Annotated in this window: 11 protein-coding genes and 1 pseudogene; 4 read left to right on the top strand and 8 right to left on the bottom strand. The window is 59.6% G+C overall.

Annotation, left to right across the window (positions count from 1 at the left end; genetic code table 11):
• Positions 1-286 precede the first annotated feature (286 nt).
• Positions 287-1,470 (top strand): annotated as a pseudogene (locus P6U30_RS06615) (IS256 family transposase).
• Positions 1,471-2,351: 881 nt separating this feature from the next.
• Here the strand turns inward: P6U30_RS06615 and P6U30_RS06610 are convergent.
• The 6 genes from P6U30_RS06610 to P6U30_RS06585 form a co-directional block, all read right to left on the bottom strand.
• Entirely contained in the window at positions 2,352-2,561 is a 210-nt protein-coding gene (locus tag P6U30_RS06610; RefSeq protein WP_407168661.1) for a DUF3606 domain-containing protein, read from the bottom strand.
• Between the two features lie 629 nt (positions 2,562-3,190).
• Positions 3,191-3,652 carry a low affinity iron permease family protein gene (locus P6U30_RS06605; protein ID WP_407168660.1) on the bottom strand — a complete coding sequence of 154 codons (462 nt, stop codon included), beginning with the start codon at positions 3,650-3,652 and terminating at the stop codon, positions 3,191-3,193.
• A gap of 562 nt (positions 3,653-4,214) precedes the next feature.
• Entirely contained in the window at positions 4,215-5,309 is a 1,095-nt protein-coding gene (locus P6U30_RS06600) for a YihY/virulence factor BrkB family protein (RefSeq protein ID WP_407168659.1), read from the bottom strand.
• Complete coding sequence (locus P6U30_RS06595; protein ID WP_407168658.1) at positions 5,296-6,324, bottom strand: DUF3618 domain-containing protein; 1,029 nt, start codon at positions 6,322-6,324, stop codon at positions 5,296-5,298. Before P6U30_RS06595 ends, P6U30_RS06600 begins: the two co-directional genes overlap by 14 nt.
• The gene (locus P6U30_RS06590) at positions 6,302-6,724 is read right to left on the bottom strand and encodes a phage holin family protein (protein ID WP_407168657.1); all 423 of its coding nucleotides are present in this window, start codon (positions 6,722-6,724) and stop codon (positions 6,302-6,304) included. Before P6U30_RS06590 ends, P6U30_RS06595 begins: the two co-directional genes overlap by 23 nt.
• Complete coding sequence (locus tag P6U30_RS06585; protein WP_407168656.1) at positions 6,721-7,074, bottom strand: hypothetical protein; 354 nt, start codon at positions 7,072-7,074, stop codon at positions 6,721-6,723. The genes P6U30_RS06590 and P6U30_RS06585 overlap by 4 nt, the downstream gene beginning before the upstream one ends.
• Positions 7,075-8,319: 1,245 nt before the next feature.
• Here P6U30_RS06585 and P6U30_RS06580 point away from each other — a divergent pair.
• Positions 8,320-8,637: a response regulator gene (locus tag P6U30_RS06580; protein ID WP_407170376.1), complete on the top strand. Its 318-nt coding sequence runs from the start codon at positions 8,320-8,322 to the stop codon at positions 8,635-8,637.
• Between the two features lie 564 nt (positions 8,638-9,201).
• Here the strand turns inward: P6U30_RS06580 and P6U30_RS06575 are convergent.
• Complete coding sequence (locus tag P6U30_RS06575; RefSeq protein ID WP_407168655.1) at positions 9,202-10,062, bottom strand: SIR2 family NAD-dependent protein deacylase; 861 nt, start codon at positions 10,060-10,062, stop codon at positions 9,202-9,204.
• Positions 10,063-10,783: 721 nt separating this feature from the next.
• Between P6U30_RS06575 and P6U30_RS06570 the strand changes: the two genes are divergently transcribed.
• Both P6U30_RS06570 and P6U30_RS06565 read left to right on the top strand, forming a co-directional pair.
• Positions 10,784-11,398: a hypothetical protein gene (locus P6U30_RS06570; RefSeq protein WP_407168654.1), complete on the top strand. Its 615-nt coding sequence runs from the start codon at positions 10,784-10,786 to the stop codon at positions 11,396-11,398.
• Between the two features lie 197 nt (positions 11,399-11,595).
• Positions 11,596-12,156: a DUF4142 domain-containing protein gene (locus P6U30_RS06565; RefSeq protein ID WP_407168653.1), complete on the top strand. Its 561-nt coding sequence runs from the start codon at positions 11,596-11,598 to the stop codon at positions 12,154-12,156.
• A 128-nt stretch (positions 12,157-12,284) separates the two neighbouring features.
• Here P6U30_RS06565 and P6U30_RS06560 read toward each other — a convergent pair whose 3' ends face one another.
• Positions 12,285-12,779 (bottom strand): ferritin-like domain-containing protein, encoded by a 495-nt coding sequence (locus tag P6U30_RS06560; RefSeq protein ID WP_407168652.1) that lies wholly within the window; start codon positions 12,777-12,779, stop codon positions 12,285-12,287.
• Positions 12,780-12,856 lie beyond the last annotated feature (77 nt).

The following is a 12,856-nucleotide window of genomic DNA, read 5'->3' as shown; positions in this document are numbered from 1 at the left end:
GACAGTCTGCTATCTTCGAGTCGATTTGGAGTCCGCTGAACTTCAGATTCGGGACACTAGAATAGTTAGGGTCTCCGTCACGGCATTTTCCCGATCGCCACTGATTACCGGAGATGCATAGTCCCGCGATAGATTTCCGCGACTATACATAATTACATTCAGAGACCCACTTGATCGATTGGCCGGGTAGTGTGCGGGAGGTTCTGCAAAAGCTGAGAGGCAGAAGCGGTCATGGTAAGTCCGGTGATTGCGAAGATCACCGCTCGTAGAGGAGCTTGGACCCGCCATGACCGTGAGGAAGATTAGGACGGATGTCTCTGCAGTCAAAGAGTTGTTGAGGTCGGACAAGGAGTTCCTGAAGCCGCTGCTTCAGACTGCGGTGCAGGACATTCTCGAAGCCGAGATGACGGAGACGCTGGGTGCGGAGAAAGGGGAGCGTGTCGAAGGACGGCTTGGCTGTCGCTCCGGCTACTATCCCCGCTCGCTGATCACCTGGGTCGGCAAGATCGAGCTGAAGGTGCCGCAGGACCGGCAGGGCCGGTTCTCGACCGAACTGTTCGAGCGCTACCAGCGCTCGGAGAAGGCACTGGTTGCTGGCCGAGATGTACGTGCAAGGGTCTCGACCCGGAAGGTCAAGCAGGTCGCCAAGGAACTGGTGGGCCATGCCTTCTCGGCCTCGGCGATCAGAGCGATCAACAAGCGGCTGGATGCCTCGCTGAAGGCCTTTTGCGAGCGCAAGCTCAAGGAGCCGTTCCCTTATCTGATCTTGGGTGCCCGCTACGAGCGCGTCAGGGACGATGGCATCATTGCGAGCCAGGCGGTGCTGATCGCGATGGGGGTCGACTGGGAAGGCCGGCGCCAGGCGCTTGCGGTCGAGCTCGCCAACCGGGAGAGCCGATCGAGCTGGAAAGATTTTTTGGAAGCGTTGAAGGCCCGCGGCCTGCACGGCGTCGAGTTCGTCGTCTCCGAGACCATCCGGGGCTGAAGAATCGCCGAAGTACTGACCGGCGCGTTCTGGCAGCGCTGCTATGTGCACTTCCTCAGAAATGCGCTCGACTATGTGCCGCGCAAGGTCGACGACGATTGTCTGCTAGAACTGCGCTGGATGTACGACCGGCGCGATCTCGCCGAGGTGCGGCGCGATCTGGCCGCCTGGCTTGCCAAATGGGGTGGCAAATACCCCAAGCTCACCGGCTGGGTGGAGGAAAACATCGAGGAGACCTTGACCTACTTCCGTCTGCCGCTGGCGCACCGCAAGCACATGAAATCGACCAACATGCTGGAGCGTCTCATGAGGAGATCCGGCGGCGCACCTATGTGGTGCGAATCTTCCCCAATGCCGAAAGCTGCTTGCGGTTGGTGCGGGCGCTGACCGTCGAGTGTCACGAGACCTGGCTGGACGATCATCGCTATCTCAACATGGACCTACTCAAGCAGGACAAGAAGGAGGCGTTACGCCAGGCGGCCTGACGATGCTCGGGCCCACCGAGGGGATGGCTCGGCCGGACCCCATGATCGAATTTGCTGAACTTGACGCACAGAACTTGGCCGGTCGCGGGATGAGCGCGCCGCAAAGGCGACTGATGCACGGTGTTCAACTGGCGCCCGGACAGAGACTCATCCTTCTCAACCCAATGGGAATTCCGATCCGCTACGTTCGTCGACCATGGCGCCGGCCAGACCACACGCCAGTGATGGTCCCAACGGTGCAGACATTCACCGCATGTTACTGAACCTATGGTCGAAGTTCATCAGTTTGCTTGGTTCTGAGCTATCTTCCAACGAACCAAGCGAACCTATCATCTCAAGGATACGTCGCCACATCGCCCTACCCATCGGGCACGCCGTCCCGGCAATGACGGAAATAGAAGAGATGTCCTTTTTTGAAGTGGATTGATACGAGTCCGGATGCCATGGCCGCCATCATGGCAAGATAGCCATATCCGACATACTCCTGTCTCCCTTGCCGCGCATGTCTTGGTTCTCGCGAGAACCTGTACTCTACTCGACAACTTTTCTTCGCAGGCGGCTCTTTCATCGGTCTTAGCGCCTATTCCCGGCCCTGCGAGATGAAGATAGAGTTGCTGTCACGCTTGCCGGGCATCAGGTGGCCCAGCCTGGTTGAAGCCGACGCACATCGCGGAAGCAAACGCGAGCCTCCGGCGAAACGTGCCATGCCGTTTGTCTTGGCCTGCAAGAAGATAAGCGCGGGAGACGTCGTTCTTGAACTGGAGAAGCATCGCACCCAAAAAAGGTCGCGCGGGCACGCTCCTGAGATCGCGAGCATAGCGCACGCCTCGACTACGCCGACAATTCCTTGCGGACCGCGGCAGCCGAGTTGCCGACTTTGTCTAGGCCTTCCGCAAATCTTCTGCACTTACCTGCAAATGCTTGACCCAAAAGTGCAGTTCATCTGCATCCTGCATGTTTATCTTACTGCGATCCGGCTGGAGCTTCTGCGTTAGGCTCATTTCGCACTCAGTGGTCCATGAAGTTGCAAGAATGATGATGGGGAGTGGGATGCCGATCAGCCAGAGAAGCGCGCCTTTGCCGAAACCCATAATTTCCTCCTCACGTGTTTGCACGACCCTCGGCAACGATGCTATCTCAAAATCGTTGTTCCTGCAGGCTCGCTACCACGCCGGCAAGGCAATCGGTACCGCTGAATGTTGAAAGGCCCCCCAGGCCTTTTTGCTACGGACTGCCTTACGCATGACGAGCGGCCGAGGGCCGCAATTGTCCTGGATGGAACCGGGTTCTTGCCAATAGTTGTTGTACGCTATTTAAGAGGAGCACCGTAGCTAGGAAGCCGAAGGAGCTGGAATACCTCTTCCAGAGACGTCAGGTATTTACTTCGCTGAAAACCAGATCCTGAGACCGTCCCGCAGACGACCAGGCAGTGTAGTCGCTCCCTCAAGGCCGCGTTCGCACAGCATGAGCGGCAAGCACGAGGGGGCAGCGGAAAGAGATATTCATCAAAGTGCCAGCCGACCGCGGGCGCCGTTGTGTTAATCCAAGGCCTACGCCGAAAGGTTGGATCTCGAAGAAATAAGGCGTGCCGACGAAGCGGCCGACCGCGTGGAGCGCGCGATGATGGAGCAGGAACTGCTCCTCGTCCTTTGATCCGCAGGATCGCTTCAACGTTTCGGGCGAAGCGCCGACGCCTCGTCGGATACCGCAGCGCCCTCCACTACCCAGCCGCCCGTTCGGCGGCGCGCCGGGCCCTTCGCCCCGCGGCATTGGCGCTATCGTCGCCAGCTTTCTCCGCATTCGCGCGTGACTCGCAGGCCTTGCGCAGTTTTTCGAGTTCCTCGTCAGTCAGGTGCTCAATACCCACCAGGGAATTCCGAGCGGCTCCTACGCGGATCAACTCGTCGAGCTTCACCTGAATGGCCGCGCTGTCGCGGTTCTGCGAATTCTGGATGAGAAAGACCATGAGGAAGGTAACGATCGTCGTCCCGGTATTGATGACGAGTTGCCAAGTATCCGAAAAGCCGAACAATGGCCCGGTCGCGGCCCATATGACGACAACGACCGTGGCAAGTGCGAAAGTGGACGCCCGGCCCGCGGCCTGTGCCGCCCGGCTCGCGAAGGCGCCGAAGAACTTCGCGACGCCGCTCTGCTGTTCCCCTGATGGCTTCTTAGCGCTCATGATCGTCTCGCCGCTGACAACGGCAGGAAACCCGCAAAGTTCCTTTGCCCTCTGTGGTCCCAAACCGGCGTAGTGGCCGTGGCATCGCGCGGAACGGCTATTGAATTATGCCCCGGAGGTACAGGGCGAGAAGGGAGCGTGCGATGTTTCGAGGGTTCATTTTTGACATAGCGATTGCGCTCCCGCAGGTCGCCGGGGCGGCCCAACTGCTCAGTGACCTTGACGATGAGACGGGCTCCCAGTGCGACCAAGAGAGGTGATGTTCTCCGCTCGGCAGAGCAAGCGAGGTGAGCGCAGGCCAGCCCATTGAGGCATTCGTCACACGAGAACTCGCTATCAGCGGCAAACTGACCGGCTTTAGGCGAGACCTTCTTGCCGTCCCACTGCTTCTCGAACTAAGCCTGATAGAGATCCCTGGGTAGCAATGCCTCAACGCCGCGCACGACGAAACTATTCTGAAGACTGCCAAGGACGGCGGGAGCGACCTCCGGTCAGGCGCTCGCTGGCCCCGCGCCACGAGCGTCTAAACTCCATATTGACTTGGGATCTTGGTGGCGAAAGGTCAACGCCCTTGTGCAGGCCCGACTGTGTCTGCCACCCTCGCGCGCCGCGCTCCCATGGGCATGGGGGAACCGGTCGTTGTGTCTCGCACCGTCTGATGCTCCATATCAGCGTCGAGTTCGGCACCGATCAGGATCACTATGGCAGATAGCCAAATCCACATCATGAAGCCGATCACGGCGCCTAGCGATCCGTAGGTCTTGTTGAAGCTCCCGAAATTTTGCGCATACCAGGAGAAGAGGATCGAGACGACGAGCCACCCGAGCGCCGCGAACGCGCTTCCCCAACTAATCCAGCGCCATTTCGGCTTCTCGCGGGACGCCCCATACCGATAGACGAACGCCAGTCCCAGCGTGACCACGGCAAACAGAGCAGGCCACCTGCAGACCCGCACCAGCAATTCGGTCAGGTCCGAGAGGCCGAGATATTTAAGTGCTGGTGGGAGCGCGATCATGCCGCCGATCGCGATAAGTACGAACGCAATGCTGGCAGCAGTAAAGGTGAGCGAGATGGCGTTGAGCCTTACGAAGCTGCGCTTCTCTCGTTCGGAGTACACGATGTTCAGCGTATCGAATATCGATTTGATAGCGGCGTTGGCGCTCCACAGCGAAACCGCTAAGCCGACGAGAAAGGTGAGTCCGAGCACACTGCCGCGTTGGGAGGCCACACGCGTCAACTGATCTCGGATTACGTCTATGGCGCCGGCCGGCAACAAGCCCGACAACTGATCCAGATGTGCCGTCAGCGTTGCGGGATCCGCGAACAAACCATAGATCGCAACGAGCGCGGCGATAGCGGGGAAAATCGCGAGCAGAGTGTAGAAGGTTATTCCGGCAGCCAGAGCCACCACACGATGCTCGGAGATGTTCTGATATAGGCGCAACAGAATATCGTTCCAGCCTCGGGCCGCGATCTCGGATGGCGTGCTCGCCAGACGTCCGCGGCCTTCTTCGGATCGCAGATGTCTGGTCCCGAGTTCGGACGTCGTCGCCGAGAACCGCCGCGGTCGAAACCCGGCGGCCAACAGGGTCGCCGTGACTGCGGCTGCCCACAAAGGCGGGTTGCCGCGTCTGCTCCTTTGCTCAGAGCGGCGCATTTTTGGGTGACCAGGGCTGTCCTCGCGTCTCACGCTCTGACGTCTCTGAGCCAGGCACCAGAGTGGCCTCATCGGCCTTAGCTTCCTGAGCCACGCCTTCAGCCTGTTGAGAGACCTCGTCGGCCGCCGCATCGAGCGCACGCTCGCCGACCTCTTTGGCGCCTTCGACCTGCTCCGATGCCAGATCCTGGGCGCGTTCCTTCAGCCTGTCGCTCGTCTCGCCCACGAGACGGTTTTCGGCTTGAGTCGCCGGCAGCAAGGCGCCCACCAGCGCTCCGACGGCGATTCCCAACCCGGTCAGCAGCATCGGCTGTTCACGGCAGAATTCGACGAAGGTGCTGCCCGTCTGTAGGGTTCGTTGCCCTGCGGCTTTGGCTGATTCGTTGATGGAGGATGCCGTCCGCCGGGCTGTGTCCGCGACCGCGTCGTACCCGGCCGCAGCTCTATGTTGGACGGCATCCTTAGCCGATCCGGCCGCGCCCCGCGCTGCTTCGGCTGTCTCAGAAGCGGCCTCCTGAGCGGAATCGGACATCGAGCCCGCCATGTCGCGCAGCCGGTCTCCTTTCCGTGAACCCGCCCGCCGCGCGTCCTCGGCGGTCGATCTCAGGCTCTCTGCAGTGTCGCTTCCGACGGCAGAGGCCTTATCGCTCCATTCAGCGCCTTTTTCGACCGCCGACTTGCCGGCCCTATCGGCCGCATCACGCACGTTGTCCGCAGTATTGCTGGCGGCGTCGCGAAGACGCTCCCCCGTGCGGCGCATGAGCCCATCGGTCGACCTGCTACCCAGCATCAGCCATGCCAGGCTTACTCCCATGAGGGCAAGCGGCATCGGATTGCGGACGGCCTGGTCTCTTAGGTTGCGGGCGAACGCCGCGCCGGCGCCGTCGCTCACCCTGTCTGCGAGTTGATCGAGGACGCGCCCGGGCGTCATGCAGGCGCGCAACTCATCCAGCGTGCCCGCAATCTGCGTGCGTGTTTGTTCGGCCTCTCGTTCAAGCTGCTCGGCGTAGCTCATGATCCTGACTCACTTGTTCCTTCGCCACCGAGGCGTCCTGTTGGAGCTGGTGGACGGTTTTGCTTGGCACGACGTTTTCGATCTTAAGACGGCTGACACCAACTAGCAGCACGATAATTCCTATTATTAGCGCGATCCCACCCACCAGCAGGGCCGACCAGTAGGAGGCCATTCCGTAGCGCTCGGAGATAGCTGCAACGCCCGCCTCGAGCAGGATGACGAGAGCGGGCATCAGCAGCACAGCGCCGACGACGATAAGGCCCAGCCCTCTGCCGATGCTGGCCATGTTCTCAGAAACCTCCGCGCGCGCGAGCTGCGCTTCCTTGCGCAAGAGGACCGCGAGCTGAGAGAAGAGATCGCCGATGATTTCGGGGACGGAGCGTTGCTGCGTAGGAGTCATGGCGTATTTCCTCCTCGCGACGGGTCCGCCGAACTCTTCAGAAACCGCGAGATCGCAAATCCGGCGAGCACCGCGCCTCCAAACACCGCTAAGGGCTCCTTGCGTCCGAAGTCGTTGAAGCTGCCCATGAGGTCCCGCAGGCTGCCATCGCGAACGGCGCCAGCCCCCTCTTCGATGCGGGAAGCCGTCGCGTGCACGAATTCGGCGGCCTTAGGCATTTGCTGTTGAAGTTCGTCAGCAGCACTGTGTACGGCCTGAGCCATCTGCTCAATCTGGTTTGCGCCCGCCTGCTTTTTCCGGTCCGCTGCTTGCTCCGTTTTCTCTTCTGCCTGTGTCATCGTGTCTGGCATGGTCGAAATCCTCCTCTGCAGCCGCCCATCGGCGCGCGGCCGCGGCCGTGTTGTTCCGCTCCTCTTCCGCAGAATCCAACATGATGACGCTAACGATGTTCCTGCCCCGGAGAAGAACCGCGCAGGAGTCGTAGCTGCTTCGCGTCAATCGCTTTCATCACGACGAGACCCGGGTTAAGAGCGTCAACATGCGTTCCGTACCGAAGTCACGATCCACCGCGGCGAGCCCGCCTATGAGGCCGAGGACGGGCCGAGATTGGCAAGCTGGCAGCAGCAATGAGCAGCCAGCAGTGGGTTGTCAGGGACACTCATCTGCCCCTTAGCCTTCATAACTTGAGCTTGTTAGGGCCTTCGGACAGGCCGCCATCTTTAGCGTAGCGGACGGGGGCGTCGGCAAGGGTTCCCAAGTAGTTCCGCGACCTCCTTTAGGCGCCGCGAAGCGGTCTACGGTAGCGATGCCTGTAGCTGTATTTACCGGACTTGGGACTCGTTGCGAACCCGACGAGATCCAGACGCCAATCGCACTGAAGGAAAATCGGCCGGCGCGATCCCTGCTAAGGAAGGGCTGGACGCCGAGGAGCGGATGATGCTCCTCACACCATCGGTCGAACGAACGTGCCCGCAGCAATCCAGCGAAGTTGGGCGGACCAGGGCAGACACCCCCGAGGGTCTAGATAGCTTTTCTGGCCCGCTAGCCGTCGACCTCGTCTTCCATCGCGTGCATGAAGGCCGCGCTCGGAGCATGGGAGAGCCGCGCGACAAGGGGCTTTCGTCTTGTAAGCCACGGCTCTCAGGCCAGGAGACGAAAGTCATGCCTCCAGCCCCGCGGCCGCTTACCTCTACCTTTCTGCAGGAGTTGTTCTCTCGCCGTACTGGCGGATAGATTGCGCTGCGACTCTCTTTCGTCAGGGAATCTGTGGAGACGCTCTTGAGCGATAAGGACACGATGTCGTTTGACGGTCATGCTGCTGCGCCCTCAATGTACAAACATGATCGACGCGACATACCTATCGTTCCGCAGCTCTAACGAAGGAACACTCTAACAGAGGAACACAATGGAGCGCCTTGCGTTGGGAACCTCCTCGCTACGTGGCTCGCGCTGTCTCGTGTGGATAGGGGGACCGCACCGACGAACGTGGCAGAGGTTTTTGGCCTGTACTATTGGTTGTGGCTCTTGCATTGAGACGTGCTGGTCGAACTTAAGTGCGGAAGATATTCTTGGTCGAGGATGAGGCGCTCATCCGAATGATGATAGCCGAAATGGTGGAGGAGCTTGGGCACCGCGTGGTAGCCCAAGCCGGGAGCATTTCTGACGCCCAGGAGTTCGCACGGAGCGCGGAGTTCGATCTGGCCATACTCGATGTGAACGTAGGGGGCGATGATATTCTTCCTATCGCCCGAGTCATTGACAAACGGGCTCTGCCATTTGTGCTTGCGAGCGGTTACGGCACGACCGGACTGCCAGCGCCTTTCCGAGATCGCCCAGTGCTGCGGAAGCCATTCCTCGAACAGCTCAGCGCAGCAATCGATACACTCTTCGGCTCGAAGCCGGGTGATATATGACCGACTGCTGTTGACGATCCGTGACATCTTCTCGGCCGACTGGATATTCCGCTTATGACGACCCGTTCTTGGCTGCGAACACCATAATGTCGCTGCCTGCTGCGCACGACGCCTTCCGACAAAAAACCTGAATGAACGTTCTTGTCTCCTGCTGTATTTTTCCGATTAGGATGAGACTATCTCGGCTGTGCGGTTCATCAGGACCGTCACGTTTAAGTCTCTGACGAGGCCATCCCGATCGAATAGACCCAACCGGGACGGAAAGTTGTTGGCCGCGCTCAGCATCGAGCGTGCGGCTTCCGGGCAATCCTCATGCGGCCGAGCTTGTCCATTCTGATACGACCTTTCGGAATAGTTGATCAGTGAAGAAGCTCTCCTCTCGTAAACCGCACAATCGGATGCATTCCGGCAAGCTGCCGGTTCCTGAAGCCTGGTTATGAACTGCCGGCCCAACTATCTGGATAGCTCCTCGCGTCCGAGACAGTGCTGACGACAAATTGGTGGCTGCTTAGATAAATGTTAACGGTACATTCGGACGAGCGCCTGCACGGAGACGGAGCGGCTTTATTCCTCGCGATCAAGGCGCTGGCGAATGTCGAGAAGAAATCGGATGAGTCCCTCGTCGGGAGCCATGTTGTCGGGCGGTCCAATGGACGTGATACCCCAATTTGCCAGGACCGTTTCCTGGACCGGATTGCGCTGTGCCACGAATATGAAGGATTTCGGCCGGTCCGAGCCGTGCCCGGACTCCTCCCACGTTTGCCAGATGCGGTGCAGCAGAAGCCGGATGTTCGGGTCCGACATGCTGTACCCGATGAACAGAAGCGTGCCTCCCAGCGCGTCGGCCCGAAAACGAACATCAAGAGGGGAATTGAAGGCGAGGCGATTGAAAAAGTCGGTTTCCGTTAACACCAGCGAGGCGTCATCATCGAAGTCCCCGTGGAACTTGATGATGTGAGTAACCCCGCTGGCAGCACTCGCGATTTCCTTAGCGTTGCTGATCTTCACGTAGGGTCTACCCAGGACATCAAACGCGGTCTCGAGATTGCGGTCGTAGTTCGTCGTGTAGACGATCGGAAAATTGAGCTCGACGATCAGCTGGTGCAATCGAGAGGCTGCGATCCTTTCAGGATCGACTCGCCAGTTGCGGTCCAGCCAAGTCCGGAGTGGGCCAATGCCTCCACGCTTCAGCCGATAGTACTCCGCAAGCATCTGGTAGCCGCTATGCATTCCATCAATGACATCAGGGTCGAGGTGCAACTCGTCCAGCAGGTGGTCGATTAGCGACTGCCATGAGGGTAGGCCAACTGCCATTGAGGCGCCGGCCCCGACGAACAGAATCGCGCTCCGCCCGCGTATCGCCGACGCCAGGATTTCATCCGGCGGTTGCTCCTCATTGCGCAGTGCGGTTCCGTTCGCGGACATGCATCTTGAATGACAGAGATACGAGTCAGTTCCTCGCAATCGCTGCCACGAGGCGCGGATTTACGCGATTAGTAGCGGAGCTTGTATGTCAGGTGCAGCGGCTAAAGATGTTGCGCCTCAGCCGGCATCCTCGAGGCGACGTCATCTCGGCTGATGGATATGCTGATCTCCACCAGCTAGCAGCCTTCCTGATACTCTTGATCTTTCGATCGGCATTGAAGTCTGCAAGTTCTCGGATTGGATTTCGGCGTCGCCCCTTATCGAAGGACCGTCAGCCCGCTCGCCACCGGTGCCACAACTGGATCGCCAGAGCGTCCGGCGCGGCAGATCCAGGCGGTCCGTCGCCGCTCGATGAGCTGACGGCGGAACCTGCGCCGCCCTGCGCAACCAGCCCCGCTCGCAGAGCTTGCCCGGACAGCGATGCTTCACTGCCCGAAATTCCTTCAAGGCAGGGGGACGGGCTACACTGCTTCAGCTCTGCTGCCTCAAGCAGACTCTCAGGTGACTCAACAGGTCAGCCTAGTTAGCGCCAGAACAGCGCAAGCAACAGGATGACGGGTAGTGGAATGCCCAAGAGCCACAATAGGGCGCCTCTGCCAAATGTCATGGTCAATCCTCCTCCTTTCCACGCATTAAGCTGCAGCGACGTCCGCCGTTCCAATGAATTGGAACTTACCTCTGAATTTGGTCTTGAATCCAATCGTTATTTGAGGAGAGAAACATGGCCACACGCGCGGTACCGCACGCTTTCCTCGCCTGGACCTGGTCACCCGTCCTGGCGGGCGTATCTGCTTCTTTGGTCGTCCAAATCCTGCTGACCATGCTGGGCTTCGGCATTGGCCTGCTCACCATCGACACTCCCACCGCCAACTCCGCACCTGCCAGCGCTGGCTGGCCCGCCTTCGTCTGGTGGGCTGTTTCGGGCATCATTGCCGCCTTCATCGGCGGCGCCATTGCAGCGGCAAATTCGCCCGATCAGAGCGGTTTGGGGCGAGTGGGACATGCCATGGGAGCTTGGGCGGTTGCGACCGTCATCGTGGTGGCGACAGCAGCGATAATACCTGCCTCGGCTGGTAGCATCGCGGGCAATCTCGCCGGCCCGAGCTACGCGGCGAATGCCCGCATTGCCTATTATTCGAACAACCCGACTCGTGAAACAGTAGGTTCTACAAGCAGGCCCGGAACGCAAGCTCAATTGGAGGAGGCGCGCAAGCACCTCGCCTATGCCATGCTTGCCAGTTTCTGCGCTCTTCTATTGGGCGCCGGAGCCGCATATGCCGCCGGAATGGCAACCACAGCCCGAGCGATCGAAGATGCAGCAAGACCGGTTACGTGAGACGGCATAGCTAGCTGGCACTGTTACGGCCGAACGCGGCTGCGGCATCTTGATCGCCCGGGCCGAGAGCTCAGCCGCGACGACATTATCTGATTACTTACAGCCAAGCTCAACGAGGAGAAGGCGGCGAACCCAAGCTACGCCGTGGCGCTTCGCAAGGGCGTCAATTGCAAGACCGCAAGTTGATGGAGACACACATGAGACGCACCATAATAGCACTCGCGTGCATTTTGCTGGCGACGCCGGGATTGGCCCAATCTGTCAGCGAGAAGACTGGGGTCAATTCCGTGCTCGGGGTCAGCCCTTCCACAGCGGATTTTGTCCAGCAGGTCGCGATATCGGACATGTTTGAAATCGAGTCCAGCAAACTGGCGCAACAGAAGGGCAATGCGGCGGAGAAGACGTTCGCTTCCCAGATGGTAGCTGACCACACCAAAACCAGCGCCGAGCTGAAGGGACTGGTATCCGGCGGCAAGGTGAAGGCCGAATTGCCCAGCGCCCTCGATTCATCGCATCAAAGCAACCTCGACAAGCTTAAGAGCGCCAACGGTAACGACTTCAGCTCCGAGTTCAATTCGATGCAGGTCAGCGCTCACAAGGATGCCGTCGACCTGTTCGAGCGTTATGCCAAGGGCGGCGACAACGCGGAATTGAAGGATTGGGCCGGCAAAGCGCTGCCGGTGCTTAAGCATCACCTCGAGATGGCGCAGAATCTCGATAAGAAACCCGCGCGTACCGTCGGCGAGGGCAAGAAATAGCGGAAGGAGGGAGCCGCTGCTGGCGGCTCCCTCCCCGTTTTGCTGCGGCGGCGAACACTGCATAGACCGGAGATTCGGCGACGCAGCGCCAATTGGGGTGGTCAAACGAGCTTGCCGGCTGATTGCGGCTAGGCCGCCTTGCGATTGATCGCGGCTTCCGCCAGCTTGTTTAGCGCAGCGTCGGTTTTCTTTTCTTCCTCAAGCGTCTGCTCGAGCAGTTGGGCGGCCTGCTTCATGCCCAGTTGCTCAGCCCACGCAATCAACGTGCCGTAACGCGATATTTCGTAGTGCTCGACGGCCTGAGCACCCGAGAGGAGGCCCGCGTCCAGCGCCGGAGAATCCTCGAAATCCTCCATCACTTCTTCGCCCTCCTCGACCAACCCGAGGATCGCGGGGCAGGTTTTGCCCTTGGGAGCCTGCTTCATCAATTTGAAAACCTGCTGCAGACGCTGAACTTGCCCCTCGGTCTCGCCGGCATGCTTTTCAAAGGCAGCGCGCAGTTGATCAGAACTTGCGGCCTTCGCCATTTTTGGCAACGCAACGAGTATCTTCCTTTCGGCGTAGTAGATGTCCTTGAGGGTCTCCAGGAAGAGGTCTTCAAGTGTCTTGTTCTGGCCGGGCATAATGTCCTCCTTGTTCCTGACATGAGCCAACAGCCCCTCTCCTCGAAGGTTCCACCAACGATGTGTTGCCGCCGGTC

Source organism: Bradyrhizobium sp. ORS 111, assembly GCF_045571485.1.
Classification (GTDB): domain Bacteria; phylum Pseudomonadota; class Alphaproteobacteria; order Rhizobiales; family Xanthobacteraceae; genus Bradyrhizobium.
This window is presented reverse-complemented; position numbering and strand designations above follow the sequence as displayed.

What these genes read in the sequence shown, in the direction of transcription:
- P6U30_RS06610 (WP_407168661.1), bottom strand. Translation starts at nt 2,561, where the DNA reads ATGGGTTTCGGCAAAGGCGCGCTTCTCTGGCTGATCGGCATCCCACTC.
- P6U30_RS06605 (WP_407168660.1), bottom strand. Translation starts at nt 3,652, where the DNA reads ATGAGCGCTAAGAAGCCATCAGGGGAACAGCAGAGCGGCGTCGCGAAG.
- P6U30_RS06600 (WP_407168659.1), bottom strand. Translation starts at nt 5,309, where the DNA reads ATGCGCCGCTCTGAGCAAAGGAGCAGACGCGGCAACCCGCCTTTGTGG.
- P6U30_RS06595 (WP_407168658.1), bottom strand. Translation starts at nt 6,324, where the DNA reads ATGAGCTACGCCGAGCAGCTTGAACGAGAGGCCGAACAAACACGCACG.
- P6U30_RS06590 (WP_407168657.1), bottom strand. Translation starts at nt 6,724, where the DNA reads ATGACTCCTACGCAGCAACGCTCCGTCCCCGAAATCATCGGCGATCTC.
- P6U30_RS06585 (WP_407168656.1), bottom strand. Translation starts at nt 7,074, where the DNA reads ATGCCAGACACGATGACACAGGCAGAAGAGAAAACGGAGCAAGCAGCG.
- P6U30_RS06580 (WP_407170376.1), top strand. Translation starts at nt 8,320, where the DNA reads ATGATGATAGCCGAAATGGTGGAGGAGCTTGGGCACCGCGTGGTAGCC.
- P6U30_RS06575 (WP_407168655.1), bottom strand. Translation starts at nt 10,062, where the DNA reads ATGTCCGCGAACGGAACCGCACTGCGCAATGAGGAGCAACCGCCGGAT.
- P6U30_RS06570 (WP_407168654.1), top strand. Translation starts at nt 10,784, where the DNA reads ATGGCCACACGCGCGGTACCGCACGCTTTCCTCGCCTGGACCTGGTCA.
- P6U30_RS06565 (WP_407168653.1), top strand. Translation starts at nt 11,596, where the DNA reads ATGAGACGCACCATAATAGCACTCGCGTGCATTTTGCTGGCGACGCCG.
- P6U30_RS06560 (WP_407168652.1), bottom strand. Translation starts at nt 12,779, where the DNA reads ATGCCCGGCCAGAACAAGACACTTGAAGACCTCTTCCTGGAGACCCTC.